Source organism: Heyndrickxia sporothermodurans (assembly GCF_003055045.1).
Taxonomy (GTDB): Bacteria; Bacillota; Bacilli; order Bacillales; family Bacillaceae_C; genus Heyndrickxia; species Heyndrickxia sporothermodurans.
Window position 1 is genome coordinate 1 of record NZ_NAZB01000074.1, and the last position, 2,995, is coordinate 2,995.

At 33.3% G+C, this 2,995-nt stretch carries 5 protein-coding genes and 1 pseudogene; 4 read left to right on the top strand and 2 right to left on the bottom strand.

All coding sequences use genetic code 11. The annotated features are described in order from the left end of the window. Window positions 1-210 precede the first annotated feature (210 nt). Together B5V89_RS18795 and B5V89_RS18800 are read right to left on the bottom strand one after the other, a co-directional pair. Window positions 211-564, bottom strand: a complete 354-nt coding sequence (locus tag B5V89_RS18795; protein ID WP_108073486.1) for a DUF4064 domain-containing protein — start codon at window positions 562-564, stop codon at window positions 211-213. A 19-nt stretch (window positions 565-583) separates the two neighbouring features. Next, on the bottom strand, window positions 584-823 hold the full coding sequence (locus B5V89_RS18800; RefSeq protein WP_244913543.1) for a helix-turn-helix domain-containing protein: 240 nt from the start codon (window positions 821-823) through the stop codon (window positions 584-586). Window positions 824-946: 123 nt separating this feature from the next. On the opposite strand from B5V89_RS18800, the gene B5V89_RS18805 reads away from it, so the two are divergent. From B5V89_RS18805 to B5V89_RS19975, 4 genes and pseudogenes are all read left to right on the top strand, one after another. Next, complete coding sequence (locus B5V89_RS18805) at window positions 947-1,129, top strand: hypothetical protein (RefSeq protein ID WP_108073490.1); 183 nt, start codon at window positions 947-949, stop codon at window positions 1,127-1,129. Between the two features lie 139 nt (window positions 1,130-1,268). Next, entirely contained in the window at window positions 1,269-1,610 is a 342-nt protein-coding gene (locus B5V89_RS19970) for a hypothetical protein (protein WP_142406546.1), read from the top strand. Further along, window positions 1,540-2,733, top strand: coding sequence for an FtsK/SpoIIIE domain-containing protein (locus tag B5V89_RS18810; RefSeq protein WP_108073492.1), 1,194 nt, complete (start codon window positions 1,540-1,542; stop codon window positions 2,731-2,733). The genes B5V89_RS19970 and B5V89_RS18810 overlap by 71 nt, the downstream gene beginning before the upstream one ends. Continuing rightward, window positions 2,678-2,995 (top strand): annotated as a pseudogene (locus B5V89_RS19975) (replication-relaxation family protein); the annotation flags it as partial. The gene B5V89_RS18810 and the pseudogene B5V89_RS19975, both read left to right, overlap by 56 nt.

The window sequence follows — 2,995 nt, forward strand, 5'->3', positions numbered from 1 at the left end:
TTACCCTTGAAGGAATGGAAGCAATGGCTATGATCTCAAAAGGACAAAAGGAAACGAAAAAGAATGTAGTTTTAAGATAAAGTGAGATTAAGAGAAATACTGTCCAAAATTCGGGGGTTAATCCGCAATCTTGCTTTAAATTTAAGTAATCGATAGTATTCACAAATATCCCTCCATAGACTAAAACCGCCCATAAGGACGGTTATTTTTTTATATAGATGGACTTTTATTTTGATTTCTTGTAACCATTAATATTCCTGAAATAAACAATAGGACACCTGGTATGAAATATACTGAAAAAGTATAAATGACCCCCATTACAAGAGTGAAAATTCCCCACTTTTGATTATCTTCTTTTATTTTAAATGTAGAAACCCATAGTAAAACTAATAATGGAATAGACAAAAGAGAATAAATAAAGAAATAAAAAAACCAAAAACCACTTACCTGATCTGTAACAGGTGTTTGTCCTAGAAAAAACGTAATAATACCACCGATAATCCAAGCTATCGTAAGAAATATTACAGCAATTAATGATAAAGTAAACTCTGCTGCTCGAATCATGTTGTCACCCCCCTTAATACTATTCTTCAAGTTCCTCATCAGACCATTCGTATAGATCGTCAACCTTCGCATTTATCAATTTAGCTAATTTAAACAATTTTTTAGTACGAAGAAATGAACGACCAGCAATTACATTGGACAACTGAGTTGATGATATTTTGAGTTTATCAGCTATATAACCTTTTCTCAATCCACTATTTTTAATATATGTTTCAATATTAACTTTCATGTCCAACACCTCTATAACTGTATTCTTCAAATTCTTGTAAAATCCTTTCAAAATATAAGTTAAAAAAAATCGAAATTTAATTTTGAAAGACAGGCAAGTTTCTAGGCTAGTGACCATACAATGAACTATACAAAGAAGGGAGAGTGATAGTATATGGACCCTTTTACTTTTGGAATAGTGTCTGTAGGTGCTGTCGGTGGAAGTTTAGTAGGTGTAGCATTACTTGATAAATCAGGGATTGCAATTAATGATTCGGTTCTTACTATTGTGATGGAGGTAATAAAGTACGGAGGAATTTTCTACTTGATGAAAGAAGTTAGCAAACTATTTATTTAGGTATATGTATATATGTCGGACTTACAATGAACAACATGATATTAGCCTTAAACTTTTAATAATCTAACTGTGCATACTTCAATGAACAATACATCGAGTGAATTATTCAATGAAGACTTCAATGAGAAGGGGAATGAACATGTCTGTGAATGGTGTGTTAAGGACAATGTTTCAAAACGTAGCTGATAGCAAATGGAATAAAGACAGATTAAGAAGAAATCATTTTGAAGAATTAAACGAACCCTTTTTATTTTCATCAAGCCATTTGAACAATCTCTTTGATGAGTGTAAGAACAAAGAGGAATATGAATCCATCTTGGATCACTTGTATAAATTCGATGCTTGTGAGGTTGATAGTTATAAAGAAATCGAAAATAAAATTATTGAAAAATTATGGTGGGGTGGTTTAAATGTTAGAATGGTTAGCACTTCCTGCAATTATTACTGGAGCTGCACTCATACCAAAGAAAGCAATGAGTGATGAAAAGAAAATCCAAACAATATTTGAAAATAGAAGAGTGGGAATTAAAAAGGATGATACATTTTTATATCCAAAGTTGCACAAGAAATATGAGAATGAGCAGTATACTACCTATTTATACACCTTACCCTTAGGAATACCTTCGGAAGCATTTGAAAGCATAAAAACAGCTATTGTGGATGGCTTAAATAAGGACATTGAGTTTGAATATGATGGACTGTTGAAAATCAAAGTATATAAAAGTCAGTTGCCTGAAAAATGGTCATTTACAGATGATCTCCTTACACAAAATAAATGGGAAGTACCGATAGGAAAGAATCATGAAGGAATCCTTTATCATGACTTTGATAAATATCCTCATATGCTTGTTGGAGGAGTAACACGTTTTGGTAAAACCGTTTTAATTAAAGAAATGTTTTATTCTCTGCTTATGAATCAAATGAAAAATGTAGATTTTTATATTCTTGATCTAAAAGGCGGCATGGAATTTGGTCATTATCTTGGCATTCCACAAGTAGAGGACGTAGCCAGTGATTTGTACGAATCCACAGAATTGCTTTCCACAATACTCGAGGATTTGAAACAGCGTCAAAAGTTTATGAAATCAAAGCAATACACCAATATTGTTGACACTCCTATTAGAAAACGAACATTTATAATTGTGGACGAAGGAGCAGAACTGTCCCCAGATATTGTTACAGGTGAAGCTAAAAAATATGCGAAATATTGTCAGTCAGCTCTATCAGAAATTGCTCGTATTGGTGGAGCATTAGGATATAGACTTATCTTTTGTACCCAATATCCGACTAAAGAGGCGGTCCCTATGCAGGTAAAAATGAATATTGTGGCCCGATTATCGTTTATAGCTGCAGCACAAATTGCTAGTCGAGTGATTCTTGATGATATTGGAGCAGAGGACCTTCCATCTATTCCTGGTAGAGCGATATATAAGATTGAAAAAAACCGAACTATACAGGTCCCATACATTGATGATAAGTATATGTTCAAGAGATTGGAGGAAGAGCAAGATGCTGTTATCAACTCAGGCCAGGATAGAAAGTCTGTTAATGACAATGGACCAACTTGGCATGGTGACAATCAAACAATTAAGACGAAAGCATGATTTAAAAAGTTATCGCAATGCTTGTAGGATTGTTAAGCAACTTGAACCATTCATTCACACAACATTTTTCAATAAAGAAAAGGTACTTTACTTGAATAAAGATGGACGCGAATTTATTGGGTCTACAAAAGAAGTGAAACGGAATGCTCTTATAGAACACACATTGCTATCCAATGAAGTATATTTTCACTTCAATTGTCCATTGGATTGGCGAAGAGAACACGTCATTGAATTAAAATCCGATATGAAAAAGCACGAAATA